This is a genomic window from Pseudomonas costantinii (assembly GCF_001870435.1).
In the GTDB taxonomy this organism is placed as follows: Bacteria; Pseudomonadota; Gammaproteobacteria; order Pseudomonadales; family Pseudomonadaceae; genus Aquipseudomonas; species Aquipseudomonas costantinii.
The window spans coordinates 14,737-33,396 of sequence record NZ_MDDR01000050.1; the positions used below are offsets into that span (position 1 = coordinate 14,737).

Below are 18,660 nucleotides of genomic sequence, written 5' to 3' on the forward strand. Positions count from 1 at the left end.
TGCTGGATTCAGTTGTCCGTGATACTGGCAGGGTGCCACAATGGCGCCTTTGTCGTGGCAGTCGAAGCAGGCGGATTTCATGAACGGCCTTGGACATGGGCAGGATCAGGATAGCTATATCGAAGAGCAGGTGCGAACAGACCGTTTGCACCAGTTGTTTCGCCAATCGTTCGCCGCCATTTTCGGCAGTTATCTAGGCGCCGCCATGTTGTGTTGGCTGTGCTGGGACCGCTTTGATCACACGATCATGCTGGTTTGGCTGATAGTGTTGGGAATGTCGTCCCTGTTGCGGCTCAAAATGTTCATGGACTGGTTTCGCTGCCCTGGCAGCGAGCGCACCCCCGAGCGCTGGGAGCGCCGCTATTGGGTCACGTTGATGCTGTCTGCCGGTATCTGGGGGATCGGCGCGTTGGCCGTGATGCCCACCGACGATCGAGTGTCCCAGGTGTTGGTCATGCTGTTTACCGTGGGTATGTCGGTCAGCGCAGTCTCCTGTTATTCGGCCTATCGCTATATGACGCTGGGCTCCATGGGCCTAGTGCTATTGCCGTGTACGCTGTGGTTGCTGTTTCAGCCCTCACCGATGCAAGTGGGCGTGGCTGTTGCTGTGCTGGTGTTCTCGACCTTTGTGATCAGCGCCACGCGCAAGTTGTCCGACGCCCTGGAAACAGCCTTTCGCCTGACCCGGCAAATGGAGCGTGCCCACACTATTTCCGCGCACGCCGCCCAGACCGACGAACTCACCGGGCTGATGAATCGTCGTGCGTTTTTCGAACATGCCCAACAGCTGTATACGCAGTGCCGCCACGACCGGCAACCGCTGTGCGCGCTGATGATGGACATGGATCATTTCAAGCGAATCAACGACACCTATGGCCACCAGGCCGGTGACCAGGTGTTGCGTCAGATTGGTGGGGTGATCAGCGCTTCGTTTCGCCAGGCCGATGTTTTTGGTCGGCTCGGCGGTGAGGAGTTTGCGGTGTTGCTGCCCAACACGTCGCTGGAAACCGGGCGAGACATCGCTGAGCAATTGATCAAGGCGATTTCCGGCCTGGTCTCCGAACCGGTGCAGGGCTTGACCGCCAGCCTTGGCGTTGCTGCCACCCGCAGCGTCGATCAGGACCTGCACAGCCTGATGAACACTGCCGATAAGGCGCTGTATCGCGCCAAGGCCATGGGGCGTAATCAAGTGGTGGTGGCTGAGTAGGGTTTGCTCAGGCGCTCGACCCCTTGTAGCCACCGGTAGGTCTGGTACTTACTGCGAACCCAAAACCGCCGTCCAGTAAATCCCCGCATCACTCTTTGGGTCCATCGCATAGGCCGCGCCCAATTCGCGAAATTGTGGGTTCATCAAGTTGGCGCAATGGCCGGGACTGGCGAGCCAGCCGTCCACCACTTTGCGCGGGGTGTCGAGGCCAGCGGCGATGTTTTCGCCGATGTTCTTTGCGATATACCCGGCCAGTTCGGCGCGATCGCCGGGGGTACGGCCATCGTGATCGAGGTGGTCGAAGAAGTTGCCGTTGGCCATATTGCGCGTGTGGCTGTTGGCGGCACCGGCCAAATCGTCGTTCCAGGACAGGGGAGTGGTCGCGCTAAACGCTTGGGTACCACATTGGCGCGACTGACCACGGGCGGCGTTGATCAGGTTCAGCACTTGTTTGCCTTCGGTCTGCCAATCGCCCAGACCACTGGAGAGCAGCGGGCGGGCCAGCACGATGCGCCAGTCCTGGCCGCTGTTGCTTACGCCGATGTCGACAAATTGCGGATCGAGCACCACGCGACAAAAACTTTCGCGCACGGCCTTCATGGCCGCCTGTGCATCCTTGGGGCCCGACAGGCTGATAGCCTGCACGTTGACCATCGGGTACGCGGCCCGCGCCAGCGCCTGCTGCAAATCACCGACATTCGAGGCCGGCAGCACCAGTCGCGTGTCGCTGGCCAGCGGTGGCAATTCCTGGGAGCCCTGGTTACCGCAGCGCTGTACCTGGCTGCGGTATTGATTAATCTGTTGCACCAACTGACTTTCATCATTCGCCATCGCGCTGGCGCAGAACGCCAGACTGGCGGCCAGCGTCGTAAGACCCATCATCAATGACAGCACGCGCATGGAGGTTATCCTTGAGCTTGAAAGTGCCCATGATGCGCGATCCGGGTGCATCCATGCACCCATTGATCCGAACTTTTTCCCTCAGTTCTTGAATGCAGAGTGTTTACGACCCTGGTCGCACAAGGCGAACACCACCACCAGCAAGGCAGAAATGGCGAGGATGATCACCACGCCGTCGGTGGAGTGGGTGGCCGATGCCGCCACCATTGACAACGCACCCAACGGCGCCAGGCCACCGGCGATGGCAGTGCCGATTTCACGTCCGGTGCCGAAGCCCGAAGAGCGGGTCTGGGTGGGGAACTGGCGGCTGAGGAACGAGCCCTGCGGTGCAAACATCATGGGGGCGAGGATGCCGGTGCCTACTCCGATGGCGATGTAGATCATCAGGCTTTCGCCACTGTTGAGCAGGGCCAGGAATGGGTAGGCGAACAGTAATGAAAACACCCCGCCAAGCATCAGCACGGTCTTGCTGCTCCACTGGTCGCACAGCCAGCCGAAGCAGGGCACGGCGACGATGGCAATCAGGCTGGCGATGGTCACCGATAGTGAGGTGACGTGTACATCGACGCCTTTGAACTGGGTCAGGTAAGCCAGGGAGAAGGTCTTGAAGATGTAGCTCAGGGCGTTATAGCCAATGGCTACAAAGAACACCACGGCCAGGCCCTTCAGGTCGTTCTTGAACAAGGCTTTAAGCGGTGAAGCCTGGGCTTTGGCGGCTTCCTTGCTCAGCTCCTTGAACTGCGGGGTTTCCGGAATGCTGTTGCGCACCCACAGGCCGACCCCTACAAGCACAATGCTGCACACGAAGGGAATGCGCCAGCCACCGGCCAGCAGGAACTCGTTGCCGTTAATGGTGAGCAGGTACACGGTAAGCGAGGACAACAACAGGCCCAGGTTCAGGCCCAGCGCCGGCCATGCGCCCTGGCTGCCACGTTTGTTCTGGGAAGCATGCTCATAGGACGTCACCGCCGCCCCTGACAACTCGGCACCGGCGCCCAGGCCCTGGATGATGCGGATAAACACCAGCACGATTGGCGCCCAGATGCCGATGGAGGCATAGCTGGGGATCAGGCCGATCAATGTGGTGCACACGCCCATCAGGCAGAAGGTCAGCACCAGTACTTGCTTGCGGCCGAATTTGTCGCCCAGGTAGCCAAACAGAATGCCGCCGAACGGGCGGGCGATAAACCCGATGGCAAAGGTGGAGAAGGCCATCAGCGAGGCGGTCTTCGGGTCGCTGTTATCGAAGAAGATCTTCGAGAACACAATGGCGGCCATGGTGGCGTACAGGTAAAAGTCGTACCACTCCAGCATCGAGCCAAAGATGGTCGCGGCAGCGACCTTGCGCAGGCGCTTGCGGGTTTGCTCGGGCGTTTCTGTGGTGGGGATAGAGGCGGGTGCCGTCATGCTGTACTTCCTTCTGAGTCTTTATAGTTATTGTCAAATGGACGCGTATTGCCGGGTGTTACTGGGGGTTGAACAGGCGGTCGGCGATCATCGCGCCGATGGGCATGGCTGACGTGGCAGCCGGAGAGGGCGCGTTGCACACGTGGAGCATTCGCGGGGTCTGAGCGAACAGGAAATCGTGGACCAGGCTGCCGTCGCGCATCACCGCCTGGGCGCGGATACCGGCTTCGTAGGGCAGCAGATCGTCGAGGGTCAGCGACGGGCAATATTTGCGGCATTGCTCCAGATAGCCGGACTTGAACAGCGAATTCTTCATCTCGGTGGTGCCCGAGCCGAGGTTTTGCCAGATGGTTTTCCAGAAACCGGGGAAGCGGGCGTACTGCGCCACGTCGCGCCAGTTCACCGAGAACTTGCGGTAGTTCTCGCGGCCCAGGCCCAGCACGGCATTTGGGCCGACAGTCACGCTGCCATCGATCATACGGGTCAGGTGCACGCCGAGAAACGGCAACTCCGGATCGGGAATCGGGTAGATCAGGTGGTTGACGATGGTGTTTTTCGCCGCCGGCAGGCGGAAGTATTCGCCGCGAAACGGGATGATCTGGTGGTCGATTTTGACCCCGGCCAAGGTCGCCAACCGATCTGACTGCAAGCCGGCGCAGACCACCAGGTGCCGCGCCTGCCAGGTTTCGCCACGGGTGCTGACGGTGATTTTGTCGGTGTCTTCGTGAATCGCGGTGACGGTGCGTTCCAGGCAGATTTCACCCCCGCTGCGGCGGATCACCTGGGCCATGGTTTCACACACCTGGCGGTAATCGACGATGCCGGTGGCGTCGAGAAACAGTGCGCCCAGGCCGATGATGTTCGGCTCACGCTGGCGCAACTGATCGGCGTCCAGGCGCTCGACCTGCATGCCGTTGAGCTGGGCGCGGGCGTACAACGCTTCCATCCGCTGCATCTCCAGGGGGCTTGAGGCCACCAGCATTTTGCCGCACACCTCGAACTTGATGCCGTGCTCGGTGCAGAACTGCTTGGTGGCTTCGGCGCCGCGCTTGCACAGATCAGCCTTGAGGCTGCCCGGCGCGTAGTAGATGCCGGCGTGGATAACGCCGCTGTTGTGACCGGTTTGGTGTTTGGCCAACACCGGCTCTTTTTCCAGGATCACCACCGAAGCGCCCGGTTTGCGCTTGAGCAACTCCATCGCGGTGGCCAGGCCGATGATGCCGCCACCGATAATGCAAAAGTCGTGAATCATTGCGTGAAGTACCTACCGTTACACATTTTGGTCTGCTTATCAGGTTGTCAGACTAATGTTTTTGTTAAAAAAACGGCGTGTCCGCAGACACGCTTTATATAAGGGGTGGGGCGGATCAGTTCGTCGCGGGTAATTCCAGCAGCAGGCGCCGCGCGGCAGCGCGCAGGTGTGCCTCGGCACTCGCGGCGGCACGTTGGGCATCACCATCAGCGATGGCCTGGTAAAGCAGTTGGTGTTCCTGGGTCGCATCGGCGGAGCCGGTGACAAAACGTGATGCCGAGTTTTCCCAGGCGGTTTTGCGTGCGCTGGCCAACTGGCTCCTGAGGAAGTCATGGAAGGCCACGAAGTAGTCATTTTTACTGGCGTCGGCGATGGCCCGGTGGAATTCCACGTCGGCCAATGCGGCGGCTTCGAAGTTGTCGCGGTTGTCCTGCATGGCCTGTAACGCGCTTTTCATGCGCGCAAGGTCAGCGGCGTCACGGCGCCGGGCGGCAATCGAGGCAGCCTGGGTTTCGATCCACAGGCGCACTTCGAACATCTGCGCCAGGTCTGGACGGTCGCCGTTCTGCTGCGGAAAACGGAACACCGTGCCGGCGGGCGTCTGCGAAATGAACGAGCCCAGGCCACGGCGGGCAGTAATGACACCATCGGCCTTGAGCTGGGCGATCGCTTCGCGTACCACGGAACGGCTGACGTTGAGTTGTTCGGCCAGTTGCTGTTCGGTGGGCATGCGCGACTCAGGCGGCAGTTGGCCGGAATCGATTTCTGCGCGAATGGCGCTGACAACCCGTACGACGAGCGAATCGGGGCGCTGGAGCTCAAGCATGGGACAGCCTTGGTAATCAGGTTGTCAGACAATAGTCGTTACGATTTTACCTTGTCAATATTTGTGTCGCGCCAACCCGTGGGTGGCGCCAGGCGATTGCACCCGCCAGCAGGACCAGGCTGGTCGCCACGGCAAAGGTCAGGTGCAGGCCATCCGCCACTGATTGCGCACTGGCGTGGGGCGCGTCGGGGCAGGCCCAGGCGAACACCGCCCCCAAGGCCGAGGCACCGAAAATCAGCCCCAGGTTGCGCGACAGGTTCAACAGGCCCGAGACTGTCCCCCGTCGCGATGCCTCGACATCGCTCATCACGGCGGTGTTGTTCGCGGCCTGGAACTGGCTATAGCCCGCGGTAAGGATCACCAGTGAGGCCAGGTAGGCGAACAGTCCCCAGGCCAGTGACAGCGACAGGGCGCCGAGGGCCATGATGCCCAGCCCCGTGAGGGTCATGCGGTGGCTGCCCAGGCGGTCGGTCAGACGCCCGGCCAGTATGCCGGTCAGCGCCGAGATACAGGGGCCGACGGCCATGACCAGGCCCATCCGGGCGGGATCGAGCTCCAGGCCACGGGAAAGATAGAACGGCCCGACCACGAAGGTGGTCATGATCACCGCCGACACCAACGCACTCATCGCCAATCCTGCGCGCAACGCCGGGTCTTTCAGCGGTAACCAGAATGCATCGCCCGAGGGGAGGGTGTTGGCCCGCCGATCAACCGGCAAATAGCGGGCGGCGAGGGCGGCGGCCAATAAACCCAGCGGTACACCCACCAGAAACAACGCGCGCCAGCCCCACAGGCTGAGCAGTATGCCGCCGATGCTGGGGCCCATGGCGGTGCCGACCGCCGACATCGTGCCGAGCAAACCCATCACGCGGCCGGTACGCTCCTTGGTCACCGTATCGCCGACCATTCCCAACGTCATCGCCATCATGACCGCCGCGCCCAGGCCTTGCAGAGTGCGTGCGGCAACCAGCCATTGCAGTGAGGGCGCGGCGCCGCACAGTCCGCACGCCACGGCGAACAGCAGCAACCCGGCGAGCAGTAAACGACGGCGCCCCAAGCGATCACCCAGGCTTCCGGCCCCGACAATCACTGCGGTAATCGCCAGCAAATAAGCCAACACGACCCACTGCACGGCATGAAAGGACGCATTGAATACGTGTGCCAAGGCGGGTAACCCGACATTGGCGATGCTGGTGCCGAGCGAAGCCAGCAACATGGACAGGGACAAACTGACGAGACCGCTTCGTGAGGACGTGTGCATGGGAGATTCCTTGAATGAACACCGCTGTCACAAATCTACGACGTCGCCTAACATGGCGGAAGACGCATGGATTGCAGGTAATACATGCAGCTAGCGCCTTATAAGGAGCACGAATGCCCGATCTCAACTTGTTGATCACCCTGGATGTGTTGCTCACCGAAGGCAGCGTTGCCGGTGCGGCTAAACGGCTGCGGTTGAGTCCTTCGGCCATGAGTCGCGCTTTGGCGCGCTTGCGTGAAACCACCGGCGACCCGTTGCTGGTGCGTGCCGGTCGAGGCCTGGTGCCCACCCCGCGAGCATTGGCATTGCGCGAACAGGTCAGCCGCCTGGTGCAGGACGCCCAAGCGGTGCTGCGTCCCGCGCAATCCCTGGACATGAGTCAAGTGGTGCGCACGTTCACGCTGCGCTCCAGCGAAGAGTTTGTCGAAAACCTGGGCCCGGCGTTGCTGGCGCGCATCGCCCAAGAGGCCCCGGGTGTGCGATTGCGCTTCGTCGACAAAACCGACAAGGACTATGCGTTGCTGCGCGAAGGCAGCGTCGATATGGCAATTGGCGTGGTAGACGCCGGCGCCAGCCCTGAGGTACTGACCCAGGCGCTGTTTCGCGATCGCTTGATTGGCGTAGTACGCAGTGGCCACCCCCTGAGCCGTGGAGACGTCAGCGCCGAACGCTTTGCCGAAGGCCAGCACGTTTACGTATCACGGCGCGGGCTGGACCGTGGCCAAGTCGACGACGCCTTGCAAGCCCAAGGCCTCACGCGTCAAATCACGACGATCGTCGCCGGTTTTGCCACCGCCATCGCCCTGGCCCGCGATACCGACCTGATCGCCAGCGTGCCCGAGCGCTATACGGTCAACCAGCGCGACGGTCTTCACAGCTTCGCGTTGCCGATCACGCTACCCACCTTCACCGTAGCGATGCTTTGGCACCCGCGCCTGGATGCCGACCTGGCCCACCGCTGGCTGCGCAGCTGTTTGCGCGAGGTGTGCGGGCAATAAGCGCTCTGCAACAGGTACAATCCCCGCGTCTTGACGCGAAGCCCCAGGAATTTGCATGTTCAGCCTTACCCGCTACACCACACCATGCCCCGAGCCCATCAATGGCCAGATCCTGCAGATGGTGGTGGACAACCTCACCGACATCAGCAGCGTCGCGCTGCCGCCGAGTAACCTGCTCTACAACATCTACCAATACGCCATCGGTTTTGAGGTGCACCTCTATCTGGAAGCGTTGGGCGGGTCGAAGGGCATAGCGGTCGAGCTGATCGTGGCCACGGCAGAGCAAGACCCTGAAAAAGTCATCGGCTTTTTGTTGTGCTTGCCGGTGAAGGACGATCCTCAAGCCTGTGGTATCGCGTTCATGGCGGTGCAGGCGGGTTCCAGGCGCCAGGGTGTGGCGCGCGGGATGATGCAGGAGGTGCTGGCGCGCTATCCCCACGCTGAGTTGGCCTGTGCCGTGGAAAAGGTGCCAGCCTTCGAGGTCATGGGTTTTCAAGTACGTGGCGCACGGGGTACGCAGGTGTTGATGAACACACGCGACCACGGTACTGACGGGCTGATGGGGGTGTTGGACGTGGCGGCTATTTTTAGCTCGCTGGAGGTGCGGCAGATTCATACCTATCTGCTGCAAAAACACGGCAAGCGCGCAATGGTGGATGCAGAGAAGCAGCGTGATCGGCATCTCGATCAACTGACACGCAAGGTTCAGCTGTTTGTCACGTCCGCCCGCGACTGACCATGGCCAGGATAGTCGCCAGTAACTCCTGCTGCGCCTCTTCACGGCTGATCTCGCCGCTGGCGGCCGCGTGAGACAAGGCTTCCGCAGCGCCGAGCATCGCCCGCAATCCGGCCTGGGACACACTGCCTCCCGGTGCAAACGGTGACAGGGCGTCGCGGCATTTGTCGAGGAAGATTGCCTCATATTGGCGCTTGAGGGTTTCCAGTTCCGGTGAGCCGCTCAGTGCGGCTATAACCCCCGGAATTTCCCGCCCCTGCAACAGCACGCAATCGACATACGACGAAGCGATCACCCACGCCCGGTCATCCAGGGTTACGTTGCTGGCCTCGATGGCATCGTCGAAGACCTGATTCTGTCGTCCGTCAAAATCCTCATACAACGCGGCCAGCAAGCCTGCGCGGGTGACGAAGTGGTCGTAGACCACCGGTTTGGTAACGCCCGCCTGCTCCGCCAGGCGGCCCAGGGTCAGGGCTTCGGTGCCTTCTTCGCGCACCAGTTGCCAGGCCACATCCAGCAATTGACGCAGACGATCCTCACGCGACAAGCGACGACGAGGGGCAGGGGATTCACTGCTTGACATGCTTATATACCAAAAGTAACTTACCAAAGGTAACTTAAGCCCAGCGTAACCCCAAATGGAGTCAAAGTCATGCACGCCCTGATCGTTGTTGCTCATCACGACCCGCAATCCCTCACCCACAGCCTGGCCGCGCAAGTGGCCGCTGGGCTGACGTCTTGCGGCCACACCTTTGAAATCGCCGATCTTGCGGCCGAAGGCTTCGATCCGCGCTACACCGCCGCCGACCAACGTGTGCACCGCGTTCGTGCGAAACCTCCCGCCGACGTGCTCGCCGAACAAGCCCGCATCGACCGCGCCGATGCCTTGGTGCTGGCATTCCCCATTTACTGGTGGTCGCTGCCGGGGTTGCTCAAAGGCTGGGTCGATCGCGTCTTCGTCAACGGTTGGGCGATTGATTACGGCCCGGACATGCCGGTGGTGAAGAAACTGCGGCACTTGAAGGTTCATCTGCTGGCTGTTGGTGCGGCGGACGAAAGTGCGTTTGATCGCCACGGTTATGCCAAGGCCATGCGCACGCAGATCGACTACGGGATCTTTGATTACTGCGGGGCGAAAGTGGTGACGTCAGCGCTGCTGCTGGAGTCGGAAAGCGGCACTGCGCAGGCGCATTTGCAGACGGCCAACGCTGTGGGGCAAGGCCTGTTTCAAGGCGAGACGGTAGCGGGGTAATTCAACCTTCGCGAAACAGGTCGTGGGCATCCAGCAGGCGGTAGGCAATCTCCGGGCGTTTTTCCATGCCTCGGCGAATCGCCGCCGGGATCGACTGTCGGGTCTTGCGGCACATACCCGGCAGTTCGTCGATGGTGATTTGAATCCCACGCATGCTTTTGACTTCGGTATGGCCCGGGGCGATATGCACGCGGATGCCCAATTGCTGGTACATCAACGCTTGCATGCGCTCCAGGTCTTGCAGGTTCTTGAGGTCTTCGAGGCGGTCGAGCAGGCGTTTTTCTTCCTGGCGCGTCAGGTTGAGGATGCGCAAGTCGGCGCCGGGCGCTTGCATCAATTGTTCGCGGTCGCAGACGCAAGCGCCGGGGGGGCAGGGTTGGCGAAGTGTCATGTGCTTTCCCTCCCCGTTGCGGCGCTGACGGCTTAGTAGCTCAGCACGACCCCGAGACTGCCCAATGCCTTCCAATATTCAGGATAGGTCTTGGCCACGCAATCCGGGTCCTGAATACGGATACCCGAGACTTTCAGCCCGGCCAGGGCAAAGCACATGGCGATGCGGTGGTCGGCGTGGGTGTCGATCAGCGCATTGCACGATGTGCCGGCCAGTGCAGGATCACTCGCCACCAACAGGTCGTCGCCTTCGATGGTCGCAAGGCCCGGGCGGATTTCGTTGAGGCCGTCGTGCAGCGCCTGCACGCGGTCACACTCCTTCACGCGCAGGTTGGCCAGTTCAGTGAAACGCACCGGCGTGTTGTTGAAGGCCGCGAGTACTGCCAGGGTCGGGATGGCGTCCTGCATTTGCGAGCCGACAACGCTGGCCTGCATGTTCGGGAACTGGGCGATCACGGCCTGTGCCTTGGCGTCCGGTTGGGTGAAATCTTGCGCAGCCACACCGATATCGATGCGGCCGTCGGTCAACACTTCAGCCGCCCACAAGTAGGTGGCGGCGGACGCGTCGGGTTCGATCAGGTAATCATGGGCGGTGTAGCCGGTAGGGGCCACGCGCCAGGAGGTGTCGTCGACGACTTCGACCTGTGCGCCGAATGCGCGCATGCAGTCCAGGGTCAGGTCCACGTAGCCACGGGCGCCAATGTCCTTGCCGGTCAGCGCCACTTCAATCGGCGCTTCACCGCAGGCCGCGAGCATCAGCAGGGCCGAGACGTATTGGCTGGACAAGCCACCGTCAATTTCAAAACGCTTGGCCTGGACCTTGCCCACGCCGTGCACGGTTACGGGCGGGCAACCGCTTGGGCTGTCGACTTTGATGCCGTTCTGGCCAAGGGTCGCCAGTAGCGGGCCGATCGGGCGTTTTTGCATGTAATCGTCGCCGGTCAGCACCACGGTGCCTTGCACGGTCGCCACGGCGGCGGTGAGAAAACGCATCGCGGTGCCGGCATTACCGAGGAACAGCGGCTGCGCGGGTAATTGCAGCTTGCCAGAGCCTGTGACCACGAACGTGGTGTCGTCCGGCTCGTCGATCGTCACGCCCATCTGGCGCAGGGCGACCGACATGTGACGGGTGTCATCGCTTTTCAGTGCGCCACTCAAGCGGCTGGTGCCCTTGGCCAGGGCTGCCAGCAACAGAGCGCGGTTGGTAATGGATTTGGAGCCGGGGGGCGCGACCTTGCCATTCAGGGGGAAGTTGGGCGGTGTAACGGTCACGGTTTTCTGCGAACTCAAGGTACAAGGCTCCTGATGCAAGGCAAGGTGGCGTGGAGTGGCCGACGGGCGGACCCGAATAATCAGCCAAACACGCCACGCTTGTCGAGTAGGGATCGTTGTACGGCGCGTATTACGGCGCCATCAGCCCATTCACTTCGCCATAAGTGAAGGCTTTGAGGTTTTGGGTCTGCAGTGTGCCGGTGCGCAAGAAGCCTGCTGCCAGTTGGTTCATGGCGCCATGCAGGAATTCGGCGATGCTCGAACCTGCCGTCAAGCGACGCACACCCAAAGCCTGCAACGTTTCGGGGGTGGGCAGGCCAGCCCAAGCCAGCACGTTGACCGGCAGCGTGGTCGCCTGGCACAGCTGCTTGATTTCGTGTTCAAGATGAATGCCGGCGGCGAACAAGCCGTCTGCCCCTGCATCCTGATAAATACCCGCGCGCCGCAGGATTTCTTCCAGGCGCTGCGCCTCGGGTGCCAAGCCTTTGAGGTAGACATCGCTGCGAGCATTGATAAACAGCTTTACGCCAGAGCTGTCGGCTACCCGTCGCACGACGTCGATCTTGCGTGCCAGCAACTCAGGCGAGCCGACACCGTCTTCCAGATTGATACCCACCGCACCGGCGTCGATCACTGCCTTGACCAGCCGGCCCACTTGCTCGGGATCGTCCGAGTAGCCGCCTTCGATATCGACACTCAATGGCACATTGATTACCCGCACGATGGACTGCACGGTGCTGATCAGCAGGGGTTGTGGCAGTTGATTACCGTCCTTGTAACCGTGGGCCCAGGCCACGGCGGCACTGCTGGTGGCGACGGCCTGGCTGCCCAATTGTGCCACCAGGCGTGCGCCGCCTGCGTCGGCGACATTGGGCAGGATCAGCAGTGTGTCGTGGTGCAGGGCATGGAAGGTTTCGGCGTGGGAGGTCATGGTCGGTCAATCCTTTGAGCAGGCGTTTTATTGGAGGCGCCTGTGATAACAAGAATTGAGGGTGGGTCGCAATGAGTAATACAACCCAAGTCGACATTTCCCATGTTGGTGTCGACTTGGCGTCTTATCCACGGCACGGCTTGTAGCAGGACCGCTTGTTGCGGGGTAGGACAAGTTACAAAACGGATGCAGGACAACGTCGTTTTCTCAGCGAAACGAGGACAATGTACGAACATTCCGAGAGAAACGGCGGCTGGACAATACAGCCCGCTGAGGTAAGTTCAAGGCGCTCCCCATGACGGGGCGTTTTCAATCAAGGAGTGAATGAAATGAACAAACCCCAGACTCAACTCAGGCACGGTCGCGTCGTAACCCCTGCCAGCCGTGGCTCGGTGGCGGTGGAACGCGGCCTGCTGGGCAATTGGCAAGTCAATGAAATGGAAGGTGGCAAGAACTTCCCCGCGCTCATCGCCGGGCCGTTCCCTGCGCCTTATCAAACCGATGACCCAAGCGTCACGCCGCCTGCCGATCGGTATATCTTGAGCGGCGGCAAAACCGACGACCGTGACTGCATCAACTTTACCGATGAGGAAATGAGCAAAAAGCTCAATACCCCATTCACCTGGCCGCTGCTGAATGTTGACGCCGGCCAGGTATTCAAGGTGCAGTGGGAGTACACCGCCGCCCACGTTACCCGTGGCTATCGTTGGCTCATCACCAAGGATGGCTGGGACCCCAAGCAGCGCATCAGTCGCGCCCAACTGGAGGCCACGCCGTTCTTCGAGGATTTTTACACCCAGGTGCCGTACTACCAACACGCCGATGAAATGAAGGCCAAGGTCGAGCATCAAGTGACGCTGCCTCGTGGGAAAAAAGGCAGGCACGTCGTGGTCCTGATGTGGATCGTGGCCAACACTGGCAATGCGTTCTATCAGGCGTTTGACCTGGACTTCAAATAAGGCCGTATCAACGCTTGCTCAGCCAGTAATCATGTAGCGCCCGCGCAGCCGGTTCGATCGCGCTGACCCGCTGTTGATGGGCGTTTACATCCAGGTCTGCCGGCAACTCGAAGTTGTCCTGCTCGGCGCACCAGGAGATTTTTTCCAGTTCTGCAGCCTGGGCTGCGGGCAGTTCAGGCCAGTTGCCGATAGCCGCGCCACGGATATAGCCGAAGCACCATTCTTCAGCGAGCGTCACGACTTGATCCTGATGTTCGGTTTCATCGAAGCGGGCCTTGAACGCCTGCGCATCGGTGGCCAGTTGCTCCGCCAGGGTATTGATATGGCGCACGCACAGTTCCAGGAAACGCTGGGCCTGCTCGACGTTTTCCCACTCCGGGTTTTGCCCACCCCAGATCGCCGGGAACCACTCACCCACGTCCACCTGGGCCGGGCTGGACACCAAGGCAGTGAAATAGCCATCGAGCTCAGCCAGGTTCAGCACCGAATGATCGTCACCGTACTTGAGCAGGGTTTCTTCGATAAATTCGAAATCGGCGGGGGCGAGGGGTTGGGCGTGCATGGGCATATCCTTTAAACGTCGAACGCCGCGGGTGGAGCGGCTTAAAGCGCGAAGGATGGCGCTTGGGGCGGCTTTTTTCCAGCATTTTTGCCGCGTTTTTACCCGCGCTGCTGGCACAGCTTGTTCACACACATCGAGCCCACCACCGCGAGAATGATCGGTACCAGAAAGTCATGCTCGATACGGGTAAATTCCGCCACCAGCACAATCGCCGTCAGCGGCATGCTCATGCTGGCGGCCAGGAAGGCCGCCGCGCCGATGATCGCAAATGCCCCCAGTGGCACGCCCGGCCACACCAGGCTCCAGGCGCCGCCGAGGATGATCGCCAGCAGCGCGCCATTCGCCAGCCCTGGCGTCAGCAGGCCACCTTCGGCCCCGGCGCGCAGGCTGGCGGCGGTGATCAGCACCTTGACCACCAGCAACAGCGCGGCCAGGCCGATGGTCAATTCATTGTCGAAGCCCAATTGCGCCGGACCTTTGCCATTGCCGAGGATTTGCGGCAGCAGCATCGCCAAGCCACCGATGATCGTGAAGTTGATCAATGACAACACCGGCAGGCGCCAGCCCCGGGCGGCATTTGCCCGCGCCGCGCCAGTGAGGCGGTTGAAACCGTACGCAGCCAGACCAAACACCGGCCCGCACACCACTGCCCAACCGATCAGCGCCGGGCTCAGTACAAAGTGTGGCACGATGTACTGCGGTTCTGCGCCCAGCCCGATCCACGCCACAGACGCGCCAATCGCCGACGTCGTCAGTGCCATCACGGCCACCGGCCAACTGAACGCACCCACCAGCACTTCCAGCACAAACACCGCGCCACCCAACGGCACGTTGTACACCGCCGCCAGCCCGGCACCCGCCCCGCAGGCCACGATCAGCCGGTGCATGTGCGGTTCCAGTCGCGCACGCTGCGACAACCAAGTGCCGGCCAGCGCGCCGACTTCACGCGGCGCGACTTCACGGCCCAGCGGCGAGCCGAGCGCTACGGTGATGATTTGCAGTATGGCGTGGGCGAGGGTGGTCTTGGGCGGCATGATTGGCATCTTTTCGGACACCGCCTGTTTGATGCTCACCAGCGGACGGCCATAGCGATAAATCGTCCACCAGCCCAACCCCGCGACCAGGCCACACACCACCAGCACCAGCAAGCGTCGCTCAGGTGCCGCTGCCGTCACCCCGAGCAGAAAGGTTTCATGTCCGATCAGGCTGTCGAGGCTGTAACCGTAAGCCAAGTGCTGAATGCCATGCAGCAGCAACGCCAGGAGCATGCCGCCCAGGCCAGCGCCAATACCGGTCAGCACGACCACCAGGGCCAGAATCAACGAGGAACGAAACGTGGACGGCATAGACGGCTCCAGGGAGTGGCCCTGATTGTATAGCCGATAAGTGGCGTTTCCGACGTGAAATGTATCGGTGCTGCGTGAACCTCGCGGCCACAACATTTCATTACCTTTGCCAGTCCTGTTTTTGGCCGATGCGCCGTCGCTTACCCTTGATATAGTTCGGGCCTTATCACTCGCCAGTCAGGGATCACTGCCATGTCCGAATACCAAGCTTTCGTCGTCGAACTCACCGGCAACGTTGCCCATGTGCAGATCAACCGCCCGGAAAAGATCAACGCCATGAACGCGGCGTTCTGGACTGAAATCATCGATATCTTCCAATGGATCGAAGACACCGACGCCGTACGCGCCGTGGTGCTCAGCGGTGCGGGCAAGCATTTTTCCTCGGGCATCGACCTGATGATGTTGGCTTCGGTGGCCAATGCGTTCGGCAAGGACGTGGGCCGCAACGCGCGCCTGCTGCGCCGCAAGATCCTCGAACTGCAAGCCTCGTTCAATGCGGTCGATAACTGCCGCAAACCGGTGCTGGCGGCGATCCAGGGCTACTGCATCGGTGGGGCCATCGACCTGATCAGCGCCTGCGACATGCGCTACGCCGCCGAAGGCGCGCAGTTCTCGATCAAGGAAATCGACATCGGCATGGCCGCTGACGTCGGCACCCTGCAACGCCTGCCACGCATTATTGGCGACGGCATGCTGCGTGAACTGGCCTACACCGGCCGCCAGTTCGGTGCCGAAGAGGCGCGCAGCATCGGCTTGGTCAATCGCGTGTATCCCGATCAGGAAAGCCTGTTGGCCGGGGTTATGGACATCGCTCGGGAGATCGCCGCCAAGTCGCCGATTGCCGTGACCGGCACCAAGGCCATGATCAGCTACATGCGTGACCATACGGTCAATGATGGTCTGGAATACGTTGCCACCTGGAACTCGGCTATGTTGCAATCCAACGACCTGCGCGTGGCCATCGCGGCCCATATGAGTAAGCAGAAACCCGAATTCGTGGATTGACTGACATGACCCCAGGCTGGATTACCACAACGCTGCTGGACAATGACGCCCCCGGCGGCTGGGCCGTCGCCCGCAGCCGCGACGGCTTTTTACATGACGCCAACGGCCCGCTGTTCCCCCGTGAATGGCTCAAGCGCCAGGACCTGTCGGTGTTCGCCGAACACGGCATCGGCCACCTCGACGGCGAGCCGGTGTACCTGTTGGAACTCAACACGCCCGGCGAAGTGCCGGGTTGCAGTTGGCAAGGCCTGCGCGGCTTTATGCTGCAAGGCGACCACACGCTGTACAAAGTGCTGGGCTACGCGGCGCAGATCGGCACCTGGGCGCGGGAGCACCGTTTTTGCGGCAGTTGCGGCCAGGCCATGGTCCAGGTGCCCCGCGAGCGGGCGATGTATTGCCAGGCCTGCGACCTGCGCAGCTACCCACGGATTTCGCCGAGCATGATCGTGCTGGTAACCCGTGGCGACGAGATTTTGCTGGCGCGTTCGCCACGCTTTGTCACCGGGGTCTACAGCACGTTGGCGGGGTTTGCCGAACCGGGTGAGTCGGCCGAAGACTGCCTGATCCGCGAGGTTCGCGAAGAGGTGCAGGTGGAGGTCAAGAACATCCAGTACATGGGCAGTCAGTGCTGGCCGTTCCCGCACTCGATGATGCTGGGCTTTCATGCCGAGTACGCCGGTGGCGACATCGTGCCCCAGGCCGATGAGATCGAAGACGCGCAGTGGTTCAACATCCACAACCTGCCGCCGTTGCCGGCGTCACGTTCGATTGCGCGTTACCTGATCGACCTCTACCTGGCCCGCCGTTTAGGCCACGCTGAACCAGTGCTGCCAGGCTAGGCGTACCGTCAGGCCGAGGACCACGGTGATAAACACCGGCCGAATGAATTTGGCGCCGCCGCTGATTGCGCTGCGTGCGCCAAAGAACGCGCCACACATCACCGAGAAGCCCATCGCCAGGCCGACGATCCAATCCACTGAACCATTGAAGATAAACACCGACAGCGCCGCCGCGTTGCTGACGAAATTCATGCTGCGCGCCACACCGCTGGCTTTTACCAGGTCGATGGGGTGCAAGAGCATGGTGCTGACTGTCCAGAATGCGCCGGTGCCTGGGCCGGCCACGCCGTCGTAGAAGCCCAGGCCGAAGCCTTGGGTGGATTGCCATTTCTTCTTGATCGGTGCGTCGGCGTCCAACGGTGCCTTGGGTGTGCCGCCGAACAGCAGGTACACACCGCACGCGAAGACGATCACCGGGAGCATTTTGTTCAGGGTTTCGGCGGGCAGGTAGTGCGCGACCACGGCGCCGGCGAGGGCGCCGATCAGGGTGCCGACGATGGCGTGCACCCATTGACGGGGGTGGAACAGTTTGCGGCGATAGAAGGTGAAACTGGCGGTGGCGGAGCCGAATGTGGAGCTGAGTTTGTTGGTGCCCAGTACCAGGTGCGGGGGCATGCCGGCGGTGAGCAGGGCGGGGGTGGTGAGCAGGCCGCCGCCGCCGGCGATGGCGTCGATGAAACCGGCTATGAAAGCAACGATGGCCAGGATAGCCAGGGTGGTGAGGTCAACGCTGAGTTCGAAGGGCATGGGGGTGGCTTATTGTTGGCAGGGCGCGGCGAAGGGGGCGGCGCTGAAGGGCGGTATGTTACCTCTGCTGCTGGGTACATATCCATTTCTGCGGTCACGGCTGGTATTGGTTCCGCTTTTACAGCGGGTCACTTTTGGAAAAGAGCCCCAAAAGTAACCAAAAGGGCTCTTGGGTATGACTCACCCACATAGGTAACAAATCAGTTCAAGCACATAGGTAACAGTTTTTAACTGGTACTGGTCGATTCCGAGGATCTGACCATGCCGTGGCGAGAGCTGAAACCTATGGATCTGAAAGTGATGTTCATTGCCGACTATTTGTCCGAGCGACTTAATTTCAGCCAGCTTTGTGCGGCTCATAGCATCAGTCGCAAGACCGGTTACAAGTGGGTGGCACGCTATAACGCAGACAGCGTTAATGGCTTGAAGGAATGCAGTCGCAAGCGGCATTCCCAGAGCCAAGCGGTGCCCTTTGCGGTCAAAGAGGCCATTCTTGAGCTACGTGCGCGAGGGCCAACCACGGCGGGGCCAAAGAAAATTCAGATGGCATTGATTGAGCGTTTTCCTGATCAGCCGCCGCCCTCCAAAACCACAATCTATAACGTGCTGAAAAAGGCAGGGTTGGTGACGCCACGACCGTTGCGTCAGCGTGTAGCGGTCTATCCCAAACCTCTTCAGAAAGCCGATAACCCCAATCAGCTCTGGAGTGCCGATTACAAAGGTCAGTACCTGACGGGGGATGGTGCCTGGTGTTACCCCTTGACCGTAAT

Annotated in this window: 20 protein-coding genes; 8 read left to right on the forward strand and 12 right to left on the reverse strand. The window is 61.1% G+C overall.

Annotated elements, in window-relative coordinates:
- Positions 1–40 precede the first annotated feature (40 nt).
- On the forward strand, positions 41–1,207 hold the full coding sequence (locus BFL40_RS26905) for a GGDEF domain-containing protein (RefSeq protein WP_071486777.1): 1,167 nt from the start codon (positions 41–43) through the stop codon (positions 1,205–1,207).
- Positions 1,208–1,255: 48 nt separating this feature from the next.
- Here the strand turns inward: BFL40_RS26905 and BFL40_RS26910 are convergent, their stop codons facing one another.
- The 5 genes from BFL40_RS26910 to BFL40_RS26930 all read right to left on the reverse strand — a co-directional run bounded on the left by BFL40_RS26910 (position 1,256) and on the right by BFL40_RS26930 (position 6,853).
- On the reverse strand, positions 1,256–2,107 hold the full coding sequence (locus tag BFL40_RS26910; RefSeq protein ID WP_071486778.1) for a CAP domain-containing protein: 852 nt from the start codon (positions 2,105–2,107) through the stop codon (positions 1,256–1,258).
- An 81-nt stretch (positions 2,108–2,188) separates the two neighbouring features.
- Positions 2,189–3,514 carry an MFS transporter gene (locus BFL40_RS26915; RefSeq protein ID WP_071486779.1) on the reverse strand — a complete coding sequence of 442 codons (1,326 nt, stop codon included), beginning with the start codon at positions 3,512–3,514 and terminating at the stop codon, positions 2,189–2,191.
- Positions 3,515–3,572: 58 nt separating this feature from the next.
- A complete protein-coding gene (gene lhgD / locus BFL40_RS26920) occupies positions 3,573–4,766 on the reverse strand; it encodes an L-2-hydroxyglutarate dehydrogenase (RefSeq protein WP_071486780.1) in 1,194 nt (397 codons plus the stop codon).
- A gap of 115 nt (positions 4,767–4,881) precedes the next feature.
- Positions 4,882–5,592, reverse strand: coding sequence for a FadR/GntR family transcriptional regulator (locus tag BFL40_RS26925; RefSeq protein ID WP_071486781.1), 711 nt, complete (start codon positions 5,590–5,592; stop codon positions 4,882–4,884).
- Between the two features lie 46 nt (positions 5,593–5,638).
- Positions 5,639–6,853, reverse strand: a complete 1,215-nt coding sequence (locus BFL40_RS26930; RefSeq protein WP_071486782.1) for an MFS transporter — start codon at positions 6,851–6,853, stop codon at positions 5,639–5,641.
- 113 nt (positions 6,854–6,966) lie between these two features.
- Here BFL40_RS26930 and BFL40_RS26935 point away from each other — a divergent pair, with 113 nt between their 5' ends.
- The gene (locus BFL40_RS26935) at positions 6,967–7,851 is read left to right on the forward strand and encodes a LysR family transcriptional regulator (protein ID WP_071486783.1); all 885 of its coding nucleotides are present in this window, start codon (positions 6,967–6,969) and stop codon (positions 7,849–7,851) included.
- Between the two features lie 55 nt (positions 7,852–7,906).
- Positions 7,907–8,587: a GNAT family N-acetyltransferase gene (locus tag BFL40_RS26940; RefSeq protein ID WP_071486784.1), complete on the forward strand. Its 681-nt coding sequence runs from the start codon at positions 7,907–7,909 to the stop codon at positions 8,585–8,587.
- On the opposite strand, the gene BFL40_RS26945 is transcribed toward BFL40_RS26940, so the two are convergent.
- Positions 8,568–9,170: a TetR/AcrR family transcriptional regulator gene (locus tag BFL40_RS26945; protein ID WP_071486785.1), complete on the reverse strand. Its 603-nt coding sequence runs from the start codon at positions 9,168–9,170 to the stop codon at positions 8,568–8,570. The genes BFL40_RS26940 and BFL40_RS26945 overlap by 20 nt on opposite strands.
- Before the next feature lie 69 nt (positions 9,171–9,239).
- Here BFL40_RS26945 and BFL40_RS26950 point away from each other — a divergent pair, with 69 nt between their 5' ends.
- Positions 9,240–9,839, forward strand: a complete 600-nt coding sequence (locus BFL40_RS26950; protein ID WP_071486786.1) for an NAD(P)H-dependent oxidoreductase — start codon at positions 9,240–9,242, stop codon at positions 9,837–9,839.
- 1 nt (position 9,840) lies between these two features.
- On the opposite strand, the gene BFL40_RS26955 is transcribed toward BFL40_RS26950, so the two are convergent.
- The 3 genes from BFL40_RS26955 to BFL40_RS26965 form a co-directional block, all read right to left on the reverse strand.
- Complete coding sequence (locus BFL40_RS26955) at positions 9,841–10,230, reverse strand: hypothetical protein (RefSeq protein WP_071486787.1); 390 nt, start codon at positions 10,228–10,230, stop codon at positions 9,841–9,843.
- 32 nt (positions 10,231–10,262) lie between these two features.
- On the reverse strand, positions 10,263–11,519 hold the full coding sequence (locus tag BFL40_RS26960; RefSeq protein ID WP_071486788.1) for a 3-phosphoshikimate 1-carboxyvinyltransferase: 1,257 nt from the start codon (positions 11,517–11,519) through the stop codon (positions 10,263–10,265).
- Positions 11,520–11,631: 112 nt separating this feature from the next.
- The gene (locus BFL40_RS26965) at positions 11,632–12,432 is read right to left on the reverse strand and encodes an isocitrate lyase/PEP mutase family protein (protein ID WP_071486789.1); all 801 of its coding nucleotides are present in this window, start codon (positions 12,430–12,432) and stop codon (positions 11,632–11,634) included.
- Between the two features lie 329 nt (positions 12,433–12,761).
- Between BFL40_RS26965 and BFL40_RS26970 the strand changes: the two genes are divergently transcribed.
- Positions 12,762–13,391, forward strand: coding sequence for a lytic polysaccharide monooxygenase auxiliary activity family 9 protein (locus BFL40_RS26970; protein WP_071486790.1), 630 nt, complete (start codon positions 12,762–12,764; stop codon positions 13,389–13,391).
- A 7-nt stretch (positions 13,392–13,398) separates the two neighbouring features.
- On the opposite strand, the gene BFL40_RS26975 is transcribed toward BFL40_RS26970, so the two are convergent.
- Positions 13,399–13,953: a UPF0149 family protein gene (locus BFL40_RS26975; protein WP_071486791.1), complete on the reverse strand. Its 555-nt coding sequence runs from the start codon at positions 13,951–13,953 to the stop codon at positions 13,399–13,401.
- Positions 13,954–14,051: 98 nt separating this feature from the next.
- Positions 14,052–15,299, reverse strand: a complete 1,248-nt coding sequence (locus tag BFL40_RS26980) for a chloride channel protein (RefSeq protein WP_071486792.1) — start codon at positions 15,297–15,299, stop codon at positions 14,052–14,054.
- 192 nt (positions 15,300–15,491) lie between these two features.
- Here BFL40_RS26980 and BFL40_RS26985 point away from each other — a divergent pair, with 192 nt between their 5' ends.
- The gene (locus BFL40_RS26985) at positions 15,492–16,304 is read left to right on the forward strand and encodes a crotonase/enoyl-CoA hydratase family protein (protein ID WP_071486793.1); all 813 of its coding nucleotides are present in this window, start codon (positions 15,492–15,494) and stop codon (positions 16,302–16,304) included.
- A gap of 5 nt (positions 16,305–16,309) precedes the next feature.
- Positions 16,310–17,143 carry an NAD(+) diphosphatase gene (nudC, locus tag BFL40_RS26990; protein ID WP_071486794.1) on the forward strand — a complete coding sequence of 278 codons (834 nt, stop codon included), beginning with the start codon at positions 16,310–16,312 and terminating at the stop codon, positions 17,141–17,143.
- Here nudC and BFL40_RS26995 read toward each other — a convergent pair.
- Positions 17,111–17,890 (reverse strand): TSUP family transporter, encoded by a 780-nt coding sequence (locus BFL40_RS26995; protein ID WP_071486795.1) that lies wholly within the window; start codon positions 17,888–17,890, stop codon positions 17,111–17,113. The two genes, nudC and BFL40_RS26995, sit on opposite strands and share 33 nt — an antisense overlap.
- 261 nt (positions 17,891–18,151) lie before the next feature.
- Between BFL40_RS26995 and BFL40_RS27000 the strand changes: the two genes are divergently transcribed.
- Positions 18,152–18,660: helix-turn-helix domain-containing protein (locus BFL40_RS27000; protein WP_143088338.1), on the forward strand; the 509-nt coding region annotated here is incomplete at its 3' end.